Below are 17,226 nucleotides of genomic sequence, written 5' to 3'. Positions count from 1 at the left end.
TTTCTCTGCTTGTAGGCCACCTTGATGTACTGGATAGCCGTCATCCGTAAGGCTGCGAACTATCTGGCCAACACACTTCCTGCGCAATCGCCAGCATCACTTACTCTAGCCCCAGAGTTCAAGCCTCTGCTGAATTCTGGAAAAATCTACTCCTTGTTTCCGCACCGGGATAATCGCTCTTTATATGGCACTCATTACCCTTCTGGACGCTCAACTCGCTTTTGGGCACGTCGCTCTGCTGGACCATGCAGATTTTTCCCTTGAAACCAACCAGCGTATCGGCCTGATTGGCCGCAACGGCACGGGCAAATCGTCCTTGCTCAAGATCCTCGCCGGACTGGAAAAACCCGACGATGGCACCCTGCAACTGCAGCAAAACCTGCGCATCGCCTACGTGCCGCAAGAACCCAGCCTAGACCCGCACGCTACGGTTTTCATAGCTGCGAGCGCAGGACTCGCGCGCACAAAGCATGTAGTTGAGCTTTACCTTGCGGCCGACGAGCATACCGACCTGGATGCGCTGCAATCTGAAATCGAAGCGCTGGACGGCTGGACCTGGGAGCAGCGCGTTGAAGAAACCCTGCACCGCTTGCACCTCGATAAAGACGCCATCGTCGGCTCGCTCTCGGGCGGCACCAAGAAGCGCGTGGCACTGGCCCAGGCGCTGGTCGCCAAGCCCGACGTGCTGCTGCTCGACGAGCCGACCAACCACCTGGACCTGGATTCGATTGCATGGCTGGAAGAGTTACTGGTCAATTTCAACGGCAGCATCATCACCATTACCCATGACCGGTCCTTTCTGGACCAGGTGGCGAATGTCATCGTCGAACTGGATCGCGGCAAGCTGCGCAGCTACCCCGGCAATTTTGCCCAGTACCTGATCCAGAAGGAAGACCAGATGGCGCAGGAAGCCGTCATCTTCGCCAAGGCCGACAAGCTGCTGGCACAGGAAGAAGTGTGGATTCGCAAGGGCGTGGAGGCGCGCCGCACGCGCAGCACCGCACGCATCGGCCGGCTCGAAGCATTGCGTGAAAACCGCTCGGCCCGGCGCGATGCCGTCGGCCGCGTCAACCTGGACGTGTCCAGCGGCGACAAGAGCGGCAAGATAGTTGCCGAACTCACCGACGTGTCGAAAAGCTTTGGCCATCCGGGCGCCGAAAAGACCATCGTCAGCCATTTCAGCGCCACCTTGCTGCGCGGCGACAAGGTCGGCCTGCTCGGCCCCAACGGCGCAGGCAAAAGCACGCTGCTCAAGCTCATTTTGGGTGAACTGCAGCCCGACGCGACCACGCCGCCGGGCAAGATCCGCCAGGGCGCGAACCTGCAGGTGGCCTACTTCGACCAGATGCGCGACGCGCTGGACCTGGACGCGACGCTGGAAGACTTCATCAGCCCCGGCAGCGAATGGGTCGAGATCAACGGCCAGAAAAAGCACGTCAAGAGCTACCTGACCGACTTTTTGTTCTCGCCCTCACGCGCCAACTCGCCAGTGCGCACGCTGTCGGGCGGCGAGCGCAACCGTCTACTGCTGGCGCGCCTGTTTGCGCGGCCCGCCAATGTGCTGGTGCTCGACGAGCCGACCAACGACCTGGACATCGACACGCTGGAACTGCTCGAAGACCTGCTGCAAAACTACGAAGGCACGGTGTTCCTGGTCAGCCATGACCGGCGCTTCCTGGACAACGTGGTGACCAGCACCATCGCCTACGAAGGCACGCCGGACAACCCCGGCTTCTGGCGCGAATACGAAGGCGGCGTGACGGACTGGCTCACGCAGTCGAAACGCGCTGCGCAAATTACCGGCAGCAACAAAGCTCCGGCAGCCTCCAGCACAAAAAATACAGGCAAAAATGCTGTCGAGCCCAATAAGGATATACGCGAGCAGCTATCAAAAAAGAAGCTAAGTTACAAAGAGCAGCGTGAACTCGATGGCTTGCCGGCGCTGATTCAGCAGCTCGAATCGCAGCAAAAGGCGATTGGGCAGGAACTCTACGACGGCACGCTCTACGCCAGCAATGCCAAACGGGCGGCAGAACTGACTGCGCGCAACGCCAAGCTGGAGGAAGAACTCATGGAAGCCCTGCAGCGCTGGGAAACGCTCTCCGCCTGAGCCCGTGTGACCGCCCGCGCCGATTCCCGTGAAAGGTTCAGCGGGCGCAAACACCTCTGCGCTGGCACGCCATCACGCGGGCCGCCTACACAAAGAAGAGCCAGAACCGCCCGTCCGGCAGAGTCAGACACCCAAAGCGTGCGCTAGAGTAGCCAGCATCATGCAAACCCCTGCCGCGCTGCGCCCCTGCCCTGTCCCGACCGCACCAGCACCTCGTCTTCACCGTGCCCGGCAGTGGCTGTGCCTGGTTTTTTTGAGCTTCTGGGTGACCGGATGCGCCTCCTTGCCAAGCACCGTGGATCGCCCGGTTTCAACGGCGCTGGCCAACCCGATGGAAACCCGCCTGGGCCGGCTGGTGCAGGCCCGTGCGGACAAGGCCGGCACCCATAACGACTCCGGCTTTGCACTGGTGGGCAATGCCGAGCTGGCTTTTACCAGCCGCATGACGCTGATCAAGGCCGCGCAGAAAACGCTGGACATCCAGTATTACGCGATTTTTGCCGACGATACCACCGAACGCATGTTTGACGCGCTGCGTGACGCGGCCGGGCGCGGCGTGCGCATCCGCATCCTGCTGGACGACTTCAACACCTCGGGCAAAAACGCGCAGGTCTTGAAGCTGGCCTTTGAAAAGAATTTTGAACTGCGCCTGTTCAACCCGCTGCCGGGCGGGCGCGGCTCCATGATGCTGCGAATCCTGAGCAACCTCAAGGACGTGGCGCGCATGCAGCGGCGCATGCACAACAAGATTTTCGTCGCTGACAACGCGGTCGCCATCACCGGCGGGCGCAACCTGGGCGAAACCTATTTTGGCCAGAGCGAAGGCACCAACTTCGTGGACATCGACGTGCTGGCAGCCGGCCGCATCGCGCGCGATTTGTCGCGCAGCTTTGACCAGTACTGGAACAACCCGCTGGCCTATCCGGTGCAGTCGCTGATGACAGCCAAGGAAATTGAGTTGCTCAAGCCAAAACTGGCAGCCGCCAGTCCCGAAGCGCCGTCAGGCACCCCGCAACCCATGGCAGTAGCAGCCAGCCCAACGCTGGCAAAAACCCTCACGGCGGCGCCCAATGAGGCAACGGCCCTGCCCGACTCAACCGACCTCAGCCTGTTGACCTGGACCTGGGCACCGTCTGTGTTGCTGGTGGACCAGCCTTCCAAGATTGCCGCTGACGCCGACGACGTGGCCGAAGCGCAGGAAACGGCCGTCGATGGCCTGCTGCAACTCATGTCGCAGGCGAAAACCGATCTGCTGATCGTCTCGCCCTATTTTGTTCCGGGCGAACTCATGATGGGCCAGTTTGCCGAGTTGCGGCGGCGCGGCGTGCGGGTGCGGCTGCTGACCAATTCGCTGGCGTCCAACGATGCGCCCGCCGCGCACGTCGGCTACGCCCGCTACCGTGAAGCGCTGCTGGCGATGGGGATTGAGCTTTATGAAATGCGCGCCGAGCAGGAAGGCACCGTCAGGAGCTTCCGGTGGGGCGCGGGTTCAACCGGCGGTTCCACCAGCGGCTCACGCGCCAGCCTGCACGCCAAGGTGGTGGTGATGGACAGTCGCCTGCTGGTGGTGGGTTCGATGAACCTGGACCTGCGCTCGAAACTGCAAAACAGCGAGGTCGCGATCATCATCCGCAACCGCACGCTATCTCAGGAGGCCACGCGCATGATCGAACCGGCGCTGACGAGCGGGGCCTACCGGGTGGAACGGGTCAACGGGCAACTGGTCTGGCGCGCGCCGCAAGGCTCGGGACTCAAGGATTCGACAAGCGAGCCCGATGCCAGCCTGACCTTGAGGCTGTTGCTCAAGCTGATCGGGCCTTTCGCGCCTGACGAGATGCTTTGAGGGTTTGGGGAGCCAGAAATGGCAAATCTACCGTTTATTTCCGTCATTCCCGCGAAGGCGATATCTTGGTTGTGCTATTAATTACATAGCTGATTACGCCCGTGCTCATTGCGCTAGAGCGGTTTCGTTGTAACCAGCAAAGGAACTGAGAACGGCCAGGTCGATCAAAGGCTGATTTGGAGGTCATCGATCATGTCGTGGCGAAATGGACAAGCCTATGCACAGGATTTGCGCGACCGGGTGCTGGCCGCGCCAGGCGTGCTGCGCGAGGTCGCCGAGCGCTTTGGCGTGAGCCAGGCCTATGTCTGCCGGGCGCGGGCACGCCGCGAGCGGCTCGGCCAGACGGGCCCGGGCGCGCAGCATAACCACATGCCGCTGCGCCTGGCCGCGCTGGAGGGCGCGCTGCGCGAGCAGGTCGCCAGAGCGCCGGCGCAGACGCTGCGCGAGCTGCGTCAGTGGGTGCGTGCCGAGCACGGCATCGAGGTAGGCACCACCACGATGTTCAAGACCCTGAGGCGGTTCGGGCTGACGCTAAAAAAAAATCACCCTGCACGCGGCCGAGCAAACGCGGCCCGACGTCGCCCAGGCCCGCCAGGACTGGAGCGCCAGACAACCAAGCCTGCCGGCCGCTCGGCTGATCTTCCTCGATGAGACCTGGGCAACCACGGGCATGGCCCCGACGCGGGGCCGCTCGCCGCGGGGCCAGCGCTGCCGGGGCTTTGCGCCCGCCGGCCACTGGCGCACCACCACGTTTGTCTGCGCGCTGAGCACCCAGGGGCTTCGGGCGCCCCTGGTACTTGACGGCCCCCTCAACGGGCCTGCCTTTCGCGCCTGGGTCGAGCAGTTTCTCGTGCCCGAACTGCGGCCCAGCGACATCGTGGTAATGGACAACCTCAGCGCCCATAAAGTCGCCGGCATCCAGGCGGCCATCGAGCAAGCCGGGGCGACGGTGAAGTACCTGCCGCCCTACAGCCCGGACTTCAACCCCATCGAGCAGGTCTTTGCCAAGCTCAAGGCGATGCTGCGAAAGACCCAGGCCAGAACCGTCGATGCCTTGTGGAGCGCCATTGGCCAATTGCTCGACCGGTTTGGCAGCGCCGAGTGCGAGCGCTACGTTCGCCACTGTGGCTATTGCGGGTCAGGGTGAAGCCGCTCTAGAGGCTGATTTGATGCTGAAAATCAGTGGTTTTTCCTTCTGGACAGCGCTTTCACGCCCTCTGGCAGCCTGATTTTGGCTTAAAACTCGCTTTTTCAGGTGCCGAAAGTGCCTATTACGCAATCAGGACGTGCACAAGTAGCTATGAAATAAGGAGTAAAAATGTGATTAAAAATAACAAATGCCGAATATCCCACTGCTGACAGCACTGACGGGCGCATTGCTTCGTTGTTCCTCGCTGGTGTGGCTTGCCACACGGCGCTCGCAATGCCTCGCACTGGATCCCGCCAGCACCCCAAAAAAGGAACATCGGTTATTTCCACATCCCTTGGTATTCTTGCGCATTAACTGAAGCTTTCGCAGGCCGCTGAAATACCTCAAATCGAAGTCTGCCGGTTTTCAGCCTCAATCGATAATCTGAGGCAGCCCTTTTTCTGACCCGATACAAACCCAGTCAACCCATGCGAGGAGCCGACACCTTCGCCGAAAGCCCGTTCACGCTGCATCGCCTGGATGACTTTGTCCCAGGCAACCATTCGCTGCGCCCGATACGCCAGACGGTCAACGAGGCGCAGGTGTTGATGGATGCGCTGTTTGCCGGGATGTACGAGGCGGACATCAAAGGGTGACCCAGCATAGCGCCCTAGAAACTGTTGCGCGCCCTACTGCTACAGGTGTTCTACAGCAACCCCGTCGCGCATGCCTGGGATGAGTTGCGCGAGAAGTTTTTTCATAACCGCGTCCTTCACAGCCTGTATGCCTTGGAGGAGCAACTGACGCTGACGCTCAACACACTGGAGCTTGACCCCGGCAGGGTCAACTCCATCGTCTCGTAGCCGTGGATTACTGCCGCGCTTATTACTTCATTTATGAAATAGAAATATTGGGCACATGAAGTCTGATAGCCGGCCAACCAGAAATTTCTTCACGAGCATCAAAGATGACGTGATGAATGCGCTGCTGGTTAGGCGAGCCACAACATGCACAAGATTCAGGTCAATCGACCTTCACCTGGAACAGCACCTCACCGGTGCCGCTGGGGCTCAGCGATCCCGTGAACTTCCAGCTGATGCTGCCGGTATTACCCGCCGCCTGGGCCGTAGCACAACTTACCGCAGGTTGGGGAAGTGGGTTGAATGGCGTGTTTTTCGTGCAGGTCGTCAGTGTGGCCGGCGTCGTGCCCGTGCTGCTTGCAACAAAGCTTGTATAGACCGGCGTTGTGTCGTTCACCACCAGGTTGCTGATCGGCGTCGCTGCGTTGTTGGTGTAGCTGATACGGTATTCCAGGGTCTCGCCCGACTTGGCTAGATTGTTGATGCCAAAGGTCAACACCCCTTGCGTCACGTTGCGCACTTCCTTTTTCAACTCCAGCGTACCGTTGCCCACGTTGGTGATGTCGTGCAGCGTGTAGCTGGCTGTGGCCAGCGCTGGGCTGGCGTTGCTGTAGCTGAAGTTGGCCTGCACCGTGGCATCGTTGCTGTAGCTCATCTGCGCCGTGCCGGGGATGAATTCCTGCATGATCACGCACACCTTCTGGCCGAAGACGACGGTCGTTGCCGCCGCAGCGGGCGGGTAAAGCTGGGCCGCGCCAGCCTGCAGCGTACCGGTGCAACCGGGATCGGCAAAAATCTTTTCGCTCCAGCCCGTCAGAGTGGGCGCCGGGTTGGCGGCTGAAATTGCAAAACTCACGCTGCCGCCCGTGCCTGCGGTGAAGGTGTGCGGATAACTTACCGTGGTGTCGGGCAGTCCAGATTTGGAACCGTTGGTGGCGAAGGTGCCTGTATCCACATCGCCGAAATTCAAGTCGCTGTGCCGGGTGCCGTTATAGGTAAAGGCGATACGGTCTGGCGTGCTGGTGCGGGTATAGGTGTAGGTGGTGGATGCCACAGGCGTGGCGGTGCCAGAAGGCAGCGCGGTGCTGTCTACCGATGCGCCGGTTGATATACGTGTGCCTTGATTGGTCTGCTCCACGCACAGTGCGGCGCCAGTGGCGGTGCCGGTGGGCACGGCCAGGTTGTAAGCACCGGTGCCGCCCGTCATGCCGCTGGCATGCACCGTGGCCGCGCAGTTGGTCAGGCGCACTGTGATGCCGGCCAGCCCCGCTTCACCGCCATTGATCAGGCCGTCATTGGCCGTGCCGCTGGACACGCCGTTGTCCAGAAAGACCCGGCCCGTGATGGAAGCGCCCGCTGGCGTGTTGGTGACCGTGCAAAGCACGTTGTCCCCACTGAGCGGACTGAAGGTGAGTGGCAAGCTGCTGAAGCTGCTTACGTTGGTGGTGCCGCCCACGTTGGTGCAACTCAGGGTGCGGGTATAACTGGTCAATGTTGACGTACTTCCCGATGCCATGGCTTCATTCAGGGTATATGCCGTTCCTGCGATGCCTGAATACACGCCCGTGTTGCCGCTGCCTGCGGTAACGGTTGCACCGCTACCCAGCGTCGTCGAGTTCGTGGTGCTGTTGACAACCGTGCCCAAAGCGCCACCCGTGCGGATGTCAACCGTGAACTGGTCTGCGACAGCCAATCGGCCAAGTCCGCCAAGGGCTTTTTGCAGACTCACCTTGCTCTGGCAAACGGCGGATATGGCATTTTTGGCCATGAAGCCGATCGCATTCGGACCACTGCTGACCCTCACCAGAATCGTGTTGGTTCCCGCCTGCCAGTTGTTGGTCAGGTTGGCCGAAAGCGCATTGCCCAGGTTGTAATGCAGCGCGAAATAGGGATTGCCGTCTGGCACGCCGGCAACGCTCTGCGGCACACCGTTGACATAGATGGCCTGGACGCTGTTGTCCGCGTAAAAATCCATCGCGAGACGAAAACTGGACAAAACCACACTTGAATCCATGGTGAAGACGTAGCGATACCACAAGTCAACATTGCCAAGGGGGGTATGGTCCGTGTTTGCCTGATGCGTAATAAAGCGTGAAGCAGGGAAAGCAGAATAGGCGCTCCACCCAGGGTTGGTGGTTGCCACATTGGCCAAGGTCCAGCTTGTTGGCTCCAACGCGCCGAATGTTGCGCCACGTTCCCACAAATTGTCCAGTCCCGAGGTTTTTGCCGGCCCTGCAGGGTTGCCGTTATAGGCGGTGTTGAAGATATTGCCGTCGCTTGAGCAACTGATGACCGGCGCCGCTGCCGGATGGACCAATATGGGTGTGTTCGTGATGGTGCAACTGAGCGCGGCGCCTGCCACCGGCGTGACAGCGTAGCCCACGGCAGGGTTAAACGCCACCCCGGAAGGCAGCCCAGTCTGAACGCCTGCGGTGTCAACACAGCTGAGTGCGGCACTGTAATTGGCCAGGTCACCGGCTGCGGCCGCCTCGGTGAGGGTGTAGGTTGTTCCAACCGCTGCACTGTAGCTCCCAGTGGTGCCCGTCGTGACGGTCGCCATGGTTCCGGTGGTGGTGGCGCTGCTTACCACCGTGCCTGAGACGCCACCGGTGCGGATCGCGACACTGAACTGGTCGCTCACCGCCATGCGGTCGCCGGCCAACGATTTTTGCAGCGTGATGGTCGCCTGCGTGGAAGTGTTGGTATAGGTGCAAGTGATGGTTCGCGCCGCCGCCGAAGCGGTCAAGGCGGGGGTGGTGATGCTGCGGCTGGTGCCGCTGCCGGTGACTGTGACACTGGCGGCGCTGGCGTCAACACAACTGAGTGCGGTCGAATAGTTGGCAAGCGAGGTACTGGTGCCGGCGGTTTCGGTCAGGGTGATGACGCTCGATGGATTGACCTTGACGGCGCCGGTGCTGCCGCCATTCCCCTGATTGTTGGCCGGATTTGTCCCGCCGGTGGGACTGGGGCTGCCCCCTGTGATCGAAAGATTGAACAAGCCGCTGTTTGACACGGGAACCAGCGCTTTATTGAGCGTGACCGACACATCGTCGTCCGTGATGGACAAGGTGGCGGTGCCAATGGCGGTGCCACCGCAGGTAACCGTTGAGCCCAGGCGATACGGGGCACTGCCAGCGGGAGGAGTGATCGTGACGATCACCGTTTCGGTCGCTTCGGGCAGAGAGTCATTGATGAGGGTCACGGGGACATTCACCAGGGAGCCAACGTCGTAATCACCTGCCGGTACGGTAAAGGTGCTGGGCAGGGTGTAGTCCACGCCGCCGCCCGTCGCGGTGCCGGTAATGGTGAAAGGAACCGCGATGCCGCCGGAGGGAACGATGCCGGCGATGCGCAACTGGAAATTAACCGTGCCCCCGCTCTCAGCGCTTGTCAGGGTGGCGCTGGAGAATTCGATAACCGGCTTGAGGGTGAACTGAACGTCGTCCAGGAAGTTTCCGAAGGATGTGCCAGTGGTCGCTTCGAACCCTATGTCCTGATTGCCGCCGCTCCCCTGCCAGGTGAATGTGCCTGTATAGCGCCCCCAACTCGACGACGTACTGCCGGAACAAATTGGGCTGGTGATTGACGAGCTGCTGCGACAGTCAGCCGCAGTGGAGGAAACCACGCCATTTGTATCAGTACGCGCGATATTCACTGTATTCGTGGGGTTGCCCACTGAAAAATTGGCGACATCGATAACATTGCCAGGGTTAACTCGTGCGCGATGTGAATAGGCCCAACTTACCGTGTCCCCCGTTTGCATGCAAATTGTCTGGGATAGGCGGCGCGGACTGTGAGCATTGAGTTCCACGTGCTGGCTTCCTGAAAATGCCAATACGCCGTTAAAGTTACTCCGCCAGATTTCAATTGCATTTGCACCGGCGGTCTCCCCGGTGCAGGAACCAGATAAGTCAGCGGCGGTCGGTTCAGTACTGGTCCAGCCCGGCATTGAGGCCGACGAAGTAAACCCATAGCAAGCACTTCCGCCCAGTGCGGGTAATTCAAAAGAGGTGTTGACCATGCTGCGCTGCACCTGCGCCTGCGCCGGAGACAACACAACCCAGACTGCTAGGGCCAGCGCCGCAACACCCCAACGGCGCAATTGCATAAGCCCTTGCGGCAGCGCCTGGACCGAACCGGCGGTCAGGAACAACAGCAAACCTAAAAAACGAAAAAATTTTGCGATCTGCATTATTTAGTGACAGCGGGCAAGGCGGTTGAAAAAATGTTTTCATCAAACTTGAAGCGCAGGCGGATATAGACGCCCTCGCTGGTGTACTCACCGGCGGTGAGGTCGCGGTCTTTCAAGCCAACGACGTTATAGCCAGCCGACACCCACAGGTCTTTGGCGACCTGGTAACCCAACTCAACACCGGCAGTCTTTTGAAGCGCACCGCCCTTGCCGTACAGCAGGCCGGCCTGCAAGCCAACGTCCCAGTCCCTGGACAGATCGCGCGTGTAGCGACCCTGGACCAGATGCGCCCAGTAGCTGCTGCCCAAAAAGCCGTCGTCAGCGCTGGACACCTTGCCGGCGTAGCGGCCAGTGAGATAAGTGCCGCGTTGAGGGTTGTAATTGAAGTGCGACGACACGATGTCTGCACTGTAAGTACCGGGGGCATTGCTGCCGAAAACGCTGCTGCTGTTCACAGCGCCCAGCACAGAGCCGGCGCCGTTGACACGCTCGGTTTTATGCTCATAACGGGCCAGGGCGTTCCACTTGTCCTGATCGACCGGGCGGTAGGCGATGCCAATTTGCTGGCGTGACAGCAAACGGTCGTTGCCGGCGTTAGTGCCTTGGCCCTTGCTCTCGCTGATGATGCTGCGTGCCAGCAAGGACCAGTCGGTATCAATCTTGTAACCCACGCCCAGGCTCGAAAGATAGCTATTGCTGTCATCGCCCTGACGGGCTTCAAGAATGCCGCTGGCCTTGACACGGTCACTCAGGTACTCCGCGCCGGTGACGATGGCTGTCGAGTTGCCCCGGCCGACGATGCCGGAGGCGCTGCTCCCGATGGACTTGGTGCGCTCGATGCCAGCAGTCAGACGCCACTGCTCGTTCAACTTGAAAGTGTTGCGCACACCCATGGCGGCCTGGCCGGTGCGCCCATCGAGCGAATCGGCCAGGCGGTATTCGTTGTAAACGCGGCCCCCTTCCATGTAGTTGCTCTCGATGCCCAGGATGCCGATGTTGCGGCTGGACGAGTTGTTCAGGCTGTAGGGACCGTCCAGGCTGGAAATGAATTCATAGCGTCCATAGGCGCGGGTTTTGTCAGTGATGGCGTAGTTGCCACCGGCGGCCAACACATGACGGTCGCCGTGATTGATGTCCTGCTCCGCTTCAACGAATACCTGGGCCTGAGGAAGATGGGGCACCACAGTGGTCAGGCGCCCACGAACGGTCGTGATGTCCTGGTTGCTGGTGCCAGCAGCAGCGGCGGAAGCGCCGAGGCTGGTGACGGAATTGCCAAGCGAGCCAGCGCCCAGCGCGCTGCTGCTGGAGACCTGGTTGTAGTCAAACATCGATGCGGTGGGGCTGGAGTTTTCACCGTGACGTACACCGACCTCACCCAACAGGGTCTCGCTGAGTTTCTTCTGCACACCCACGGCAACGCCCTTGCGGTCACCGGTGGTCAGCGCGTCCTTGCTGTAGATGGCTTCGCCGCGTACCTGCGTGGTGTCGTCCAACTTGTATTGCGCACGGGCCACGGCCTCGGTGCGGCCGGCGCTGAAGGCTGAGCCGGGATTGTCGAAGCTGGCGCTGGTTTTGGCGATTTGTGCCACGGCACCCAGTTTTTCGTCGTGGTGGCGCACTTCAATTCGGCCAGCGCTTCCAGTGCCTTTCAGGTCCGTTTCGGTGCGCACCAGTTCGGCGGCAACCGTGGTTGACTCAGCAATATGGGCGATGGCGGTCAGGGCGCCCAGCTTGCGTTTGTTTTCAGGGTTTTCATCGGTGCTGGCGACCATGCCGACCTGCAGCTTTTCACCCAGCTTGACCTGAACATCGGTGCCGGCCACGGTGAACTTCGCCCCGCCGCTGTCAACTTCATAAGTGACCCGGATGGACTGCGGGTTGAGATTCGTATCAACTGAAGCAATCGGACGGGTGAACAGCAAGCGACTGGTCAGCGGCTCAATGGTGTAGTCGGTAAAACGCGCAACCGACGTGGTCTGCAATACGATGTTGGGCTGGTTGCGGTCACGCACCAGAATTTCAATCTTTTCACTGTTGGCAAGCAGGTCGCCATTGCCAGCATTGAGGTGGTAGGGCCCCGAAATACCAAGCGCGGGAAATTCTTCGATACGCTGGGTTTGCGCCGTGCGCGAAGCATAGCTGGTGGCACGCACGGTGTCGCTTTCGTACACATTTTTAATGCCGGTCAGCGTGCGGCTGGACTGGCTCATCTGACGGACTTCAGAACTGCTGGCCGTGGTGAAGTCGCCATACAAGAGGTATGAGCGGTTTTTATCGATCCGCACATAGAATTTTTGCGTGCTTTGCGCGTCAAAGCCGCGCACCGAAGAGTCGCCGTAAACGGGATAGAACTCGTCCGGACGGATGTCGCGAAAGAGGCGGTCCTTGGTGGTTTTGTCAGAGTCGTAAGCGGCTGTCAGCAGGTAGTCGCCTTGGACCGCACCTTTAAAGAAGAAAGCGCTGCGCGCGGCACCGCGTGAACTGGAGGTGCCATCAGACGCGAAACCGGAGAGCTCGGTTTCAAAAGCAGCGCCGGCAGGCATCTGGCCCAACGTGAGCGCGCTGCGTTTGGTGAAGTCGAGCGTTCCTTCAATGATGCCGACGCCGATCATGGGGCGCAACTCAGGCAGCAAGGCCACGCGGGCTTCTTTAACGAAAGTGCCTGCCGACACGCGCACCCGCATATCACCGGGCTCGCCGGGCGGCAGCAGGCGGAACTCGGCAACGCCGCCTTCGATGAAGACTTGGGCGCCAGGCTCACTCGGGTTGAGGTCGTTCTCAAGCCAGCGACCGCGGTCGGCTTCCAGTGTGACCTGCATGCGGCCGGTGACGGGTATGCCGCTGGCATCGGTCAGCCGTACCTTGATCAGCACCGGGGTGCGTAAGTCGGCCTGGGCGGTTTCAGGCGCATCGATCTGAATGAGGCTGAGTTTGTCGGGTGCTACCAGAGTGATCTGCTGGGTGCCGCGGGTCACGCCGTAGTCGTCCACCACATCCAGGCGCAGGGTATTGATGCCGGGCTTGAGCTGAACGCCAATGTATTCCCAGGCGCCCAGACTGGCCGAAGGCAGCACGACTTTTTTGCCGACCCGCCGGTCGTCAATAGGCTGGCCGTTGACGTGGAGGCGCAGTTGCGTGCCGGCCGCGCCCTTGACACGTACGTTGAGGGTTTGGCTGGCAACAGTGTCTTGGTCTTTCAGGTCGATAAAGCCGGCGCTGTTGTCCAGGCTATGCATGACTTTTTCAAGCTCGATGCTGCTGGGCACGGCTTGTTGCAGCAAAGGCTGGGCAGCGGGCAGCAAGAAGCCGCTGCGGCCATTGACCTCGTTATTGCCAGCCAGGGGAATTAGCGGGGAAAAAGCGCCGGCTTGTTGCGCCTGGCCCAGCGTGCCATTGAGCGCGCCAGCACTGGCCACGCCACCGATGAAGGTATTGGTATTAGCGGTGCCAGTGGGCAACTGGATCAACGCCTGGCTTGCCGGCACGGTGATGCCAGCGGCGCCCGTAAGGCTGGACTGGCCGGTGGCGGGCAAGGAACGGGTGTCCCCCACGCTGATGGCTTTGGCTTCGGGATCAAGGCGCACGCGTACTGCGGCTTCGCCTTCTGCGTCAGGCCGGTCGGCCAAGCTCTTGCGGCGGGCGGCTACGTCCTGAAACACGCCCGGCGCATCGCAGTTGCCGACGATGAAGTTGGCCTTGTGAAACTCGCCTTTTTTCAGATCGACAAAACGACTGGCCGGGTTGTTGGCGTTGCGGTTGTCCAGCAGGTCGAGCTGGGCGCCGGGCGGCAACGTAGTTTCATCCACACGCAAGACGTGCGTGACCGGCTTGAGACCGTACAGACTCCACTTGCCTTCAATATCGGTAACGACGCTGGTGCCGTCCTCCATGAAGAGGCGCACACCGGGAATGCCTATTTCTTCGCCCCCATTTTTCAGGCCATCAGCCTCCTTGCCATCGCGGCGGCACTCCATATGGACCGTGCCGAAGGCAAAGGCTTCGTCTGAAAAAACACCACCGGTGACGCGCACGCGCCATGACGCCTGGTTCGACTGCATCGGGCCGGAACTGGCTTGTGCGCGATTGACCGCGTCGCCCGATGTAGGCGCGCCCACACCAATGCGCAGGCGATAGCGCACCGTGGCGGACTGATCCACGCCAAGCGACAAGGACGGAAAACTGAACACGAGTTGGGGGCCTGCGCCACCCGCCGGGTTGGCGGTGGCCGCGCCATTCAGGCGGGCGCTGTTAGGCACATAGGCAAACCCGGCTGGCAAGAAGTCGTTGAAAGTAGCGCCAGTGACAGGAAAACCCGTCTTGTTGGTCAGCGTGAGGGCATAGTCGATGAAGTCGCCGAACTCTGCCGTTTTCTTGCTACCGTCTTTGCGCAGCACCAGCCCCATCAGATTTCCAGGGTCTAGCGGAATGTGGTTGTGGATGGCTTCGCAACTGGAGTTGTCGGGATTCACACCGGCGCGCAAGACAAAGTAATGCGTTGTGGGCTCGCCATTTTGTGGGGGCGCTTCATTGGGAACAATGGCACCGCAGCTGTCAAAGCTGCCCGGGGTGACGGGAATCAGTTGGGAAGCCACATAGCCGCTGCCCACTGGTGGCGCCACCGTGATGCCGTAGGTGCACAGGTTGGTGACTGGCGGCGATTGCAGAAAGAACTGCCAGGCGCCATCCGCGCCTGTGGTCATGGACACCGTCCCATTGGCATTGAATGTGTAAACCCCTGTTCCGCTGCCGTAAATTTCTGCCGCGGTAACAGGACCGCCTGCGCCACTGCTGCAGGACAGGCGGCTGTAGGTAACGAGTGCGCCGGCCACGGGCTGGCGTGTGATGGAGTTGTAAACCGTGCCTTCCGGGTCGAGCAGCAGGGACCGAACTGAATTCGATCCCGCCGCAACCAGCAGTGAGGGCGTGACATTGACTGTGTTTTGTCCAAACGCGGCCGCCCAGGCTTTATTGGTCAGCGTGAGGTGCGATCCAATGGAGGCCGGCTTTTCGGTGACGCGCAAGGTTAAGGTGACCTCTTCACTTTGGCCCGGGGCCAGCGGACGGCTGCCGTCCACCAGGGACAGCACCACTTCCGTGGGCAACAGGTAAGGGTCGGTGCTGTTCAACTGGTTGCGGTTGCAGGTTGCCCGGCCGGTGAAGCTGGCTGAAGTCTTGAGGTTGCCGTGCTTGACGATGGGCCGGGTGACGAGTTCCCACGAGGCAATGGCGCCTTCGGCCTTGTCCATGTCAAAGGTGCAGTTCAGGTTATCGATGACCCGCACATGGGGTGCCTCTGCCTGGCCGGTGTTGGTGACCTTGAAGGTGTAGTCGAACTCATACACGCCCAGGCTAACGCGACGCGGCAGGGAAACAGTTTTAATGATCGACAGGGCTGGCAGCAGTGTGGACACTGGCGTGGGCAAACTGTCGTCGTTGGGGTTGCCATTGCCGTTCACATCGGGGTTGGTGCCGTTGGACGAGTCGTCAAAAATACCGGGCGTGTCGCCAGGACTGACGGACGCCTGGCCGCGCACGGTGTTGTACAGCGTGCCAGTGCGGCCGGTAAAGTTGATGCGCGCATCGAACTGCACCGTGATATCCGCGCCTGCCGGCAACAGCGCGCCAGCGGCGAGCAGGTTTTGCGCTGCTGCGGTGCCGTTAAATGCGGGGTTGATGGCTGCTACCGTGCCAGCCACGCTGCCGTTGGGTTTGGCGATGACCAGCGAACCAGGAACGATGGTGTATTGGTTGGCAGCAGGTACGACATTGCTGGTGTAGCTGCCAAACTGCGTGGCGCCAGCGCCTTCCAGCACATCAGGCGCCTGTACGGAATACAGCGCAGTGCTGCCGTAGTTGCGTATGAGCACGCTGAAGCGCACGGTGGCTGTGCCGTCCAACTCGCCATTGGCCGCCTGGTTCAGCAAGGGCGCCGAAGCGGCCTTGGCCACGCCGATACGGCCCTGGCTGGACGCAATAATGACCGTGTTGGAAGGCGACACTGCGGGGCTGGCGCCGTCATGGTAATAGCTTTGTGCAATGTTGCGGATCTCGCCGCTCAGGTCAGCCTTGGCGCGCACGGCAAACTGCAGGGCCACGGTGCCGTTTCGCACCACAGCAGCCGGAATACCGATGGCCACTTCCACTGCGGAAGCGTCGTCCTCGGTGCGATAGCTGAAGGCAGTGTCACCTGCCAGGCGGAACAGGCGAATGGCGCCAGCAGCGGTGGTTTGCAACGTGCCCGGCATGTACTGCGTGCCGGCAGGAATCATGTCGCGAATCAGCACCAGGTTGATTGGCGCGCCATTGACCACGATGGCGGTGTTGGCGGGGGCAGCCGTCCCGACAGGCTGCGCGTCTTGCGCACCGATGTTGGTGCCGGTAACGGTGAAGTCGATGCGGGTCGTGCCTGGCACTACCACGCCGGGGTAGCTGGCAGTTTTGGTCAGCGACAGGACGGCTGCATTGCTGACGGTGATGATGTCGCGGTTGCTGGCGGTGGTGGCCTGGGCCGTGGTGGTGGCAGTCAGCGCCACGCAGGCGCTTCCGGCAGATGACGCCGGCAAGGTTCCCTGTACCAGCAGGCCGGCCGTTTCGCCGGGTTGCAGCGTGATGGAGCCGCTGGCGCCCAGCGTGACGACCGGGTCGCCAGCATCCGCCACCCCGTTATTGTTGAGATCGTGCAGCACGCGCAGGGCGCTGAGGTTCAGGATCTGGGTCGGACAGCCCGCGCCGTTGCCTACAAAACCTATCGTGTAGCCAGACCGGACATTGCCGGTGTTGGTCAGCAGATGATTGAGCGTGACCTGCACACTGGGAGGACGCACGACGTTTTGGTCTTGTGTCAGCGACAACGCTTCAACGGCCTGGACGGTCACCAAAACATGGTTGGAATCAGCGGTTTCTACTTGGGTAAAACCGGCCGGCACATAGGTAGCGGACGCCACATTGCGAATAACCGTGCCAGCCTGCGCGGGAATGGCCTGTGCCGGCACATGGGCCAGCAGCATGGCCAGGCCAAGGGCCAGCGCAGCTATAAAGCGTTGAATACAGGAAGAAAACAGCACATCGCTCACTTTTCGCGGACCTCGCTGT

The 17,226-nt window shown here is 60.8% G+C and carries 5 protein-coding genes and 2 pseudogenes; 5 read left to right on the top strand and 2 right to left on the bottom strand.

Annotation, left to right across the window (positions count from 1 at the left end; translation table 11 throughout):
• Positions 1–184 precede the first annotated feature (184 nt).
• The 5 genes and pseudogenes from PNAP_RS02030 (at position 185) to PNAP_RS02010 (ending at position 5,945) form a co-directional block, all read left to right on the top strand.
• On the top strand, positions 185–2,110 hold the full coding sequence (locus PNAP_RS02030; protein ID WP_011799837.1) for an ATP-binding cassette domain-containing protein: 1,926 nt from the start codon (positions 185–187) through the stop codon (positions 2,108–2,110).
• A gap of 160 nt (positions 2,111–2,270) precedes the next feature.
• Positions 2,271–3,953 carry a phospholipase D family protein gene (locus tag PNAP_RS02025; protein ID WP_011799836.1) on the top strand — a complete coding sequence of 561 codons (1,683 nt, stop codon included), beginning with the start codon at positions 2,271–2,273 and terminating at the stop codon, positions 3,951–3,953.
• 192 nt (positions 3,954–4,145) lie between these two features.
• Positions 4,146–5,100 (top strand): annotated as a pseudogene (locus PNAP_RS28285) (IS630 family transposase).
• A 470-nt stretch (positions 5,101–5,570) separates the two neighbouring features.
• Positions 5,571–5,735: pseudogene (locus PNAP_RS26780) on the top strand (IS5/IS1182 family transposase); the annotation flags it as partial.
• A gap of 27 nt (positions 5,736–5,762) precedes the next feature.
• A complete protein-coding gene (locus PNAP_RS02010; protein WP_011799834.1) occupies positions 5,763–5,945 on the top strand; it encodes a hypothetical protein in 183 nt (60 codons plus the stop codon).
• A gap of 160 nt (positions 5,946–6,105) precedes the next feature.
• On the opposite strand, the gene PNAP_RS02005 is transcribed toward PNAP_RS02010, so the two are convergent.
• The gene (locus PNAP_RS02005; protein WP_086000532.1) at positions 6,106–10,134 is read right to left on the bottom strand and encodes a hypothetical protein; all 4,029 of its coding nucleotides are present in this window, start codon (positions 10,132–10,134) and stop codon (positions 6,106–6,108) included.
• Positions 10,134–17,198: a DUF11 domain-containing protein gene (locus tag PNAP_RS02000; protein WP_232290739.1), complete on the bottom strand. Its 7,065-nt coding sequence runs from the start codon at positions 17,196–17,198 to the stop codon at positions 10,134–10,136. The genes PNAP_RS02005 and PNAP_RS02000 overlap by 1 nt, the downstream gene beginning before the upstream one ends.
• Between the last annotated feature and the right edge of the window lie 28 nt (positions 17,199–17,226).

The sequence above is a fragment of the Polaromonas naphthalenivorans CJ2 genome (genome assembly GCF_000015505.1).
In the GTDB taxonomy this organism is placed as follows: Bacteria; Pseudomonadota; Gammaproteobacteria; order Burkholderiales; family Burkholderiaceae_C; genus Polaromonas; species Polaromonas naphthalenivorans.
Note: the sequence above shows the minus strand (reverse complement) of the source record. Positions and strands in the feature narration are given on the sequence as shown.

What these genes read in the sequence shown, in the direction of transcription:
- PNAP_RS02030 (WP_011799837.1), top strand. Translation starts at nt 185, where the DNA reads ATGGCACTCATTACCCTTCTGGACGCTCAACTCGCTTTTGGGCACGTC.
- PNAP_RS02025 (WP_011799836.1), top strand. Translation starts at nt 2,271, where the DNA reads ATGCAAACCCCTGCCGCGCTGCGCCCCTGCCCTGTCCCGACCGCACCA.
- PNAP_RS02005 (WP_086000532.1), bottom strand. Translation starts at nt 10,134, where the DNA reads ATGCAGATCGCAAAATTTTTTCGTTTTTTAGGTTTGCTGTTGTTCCTG.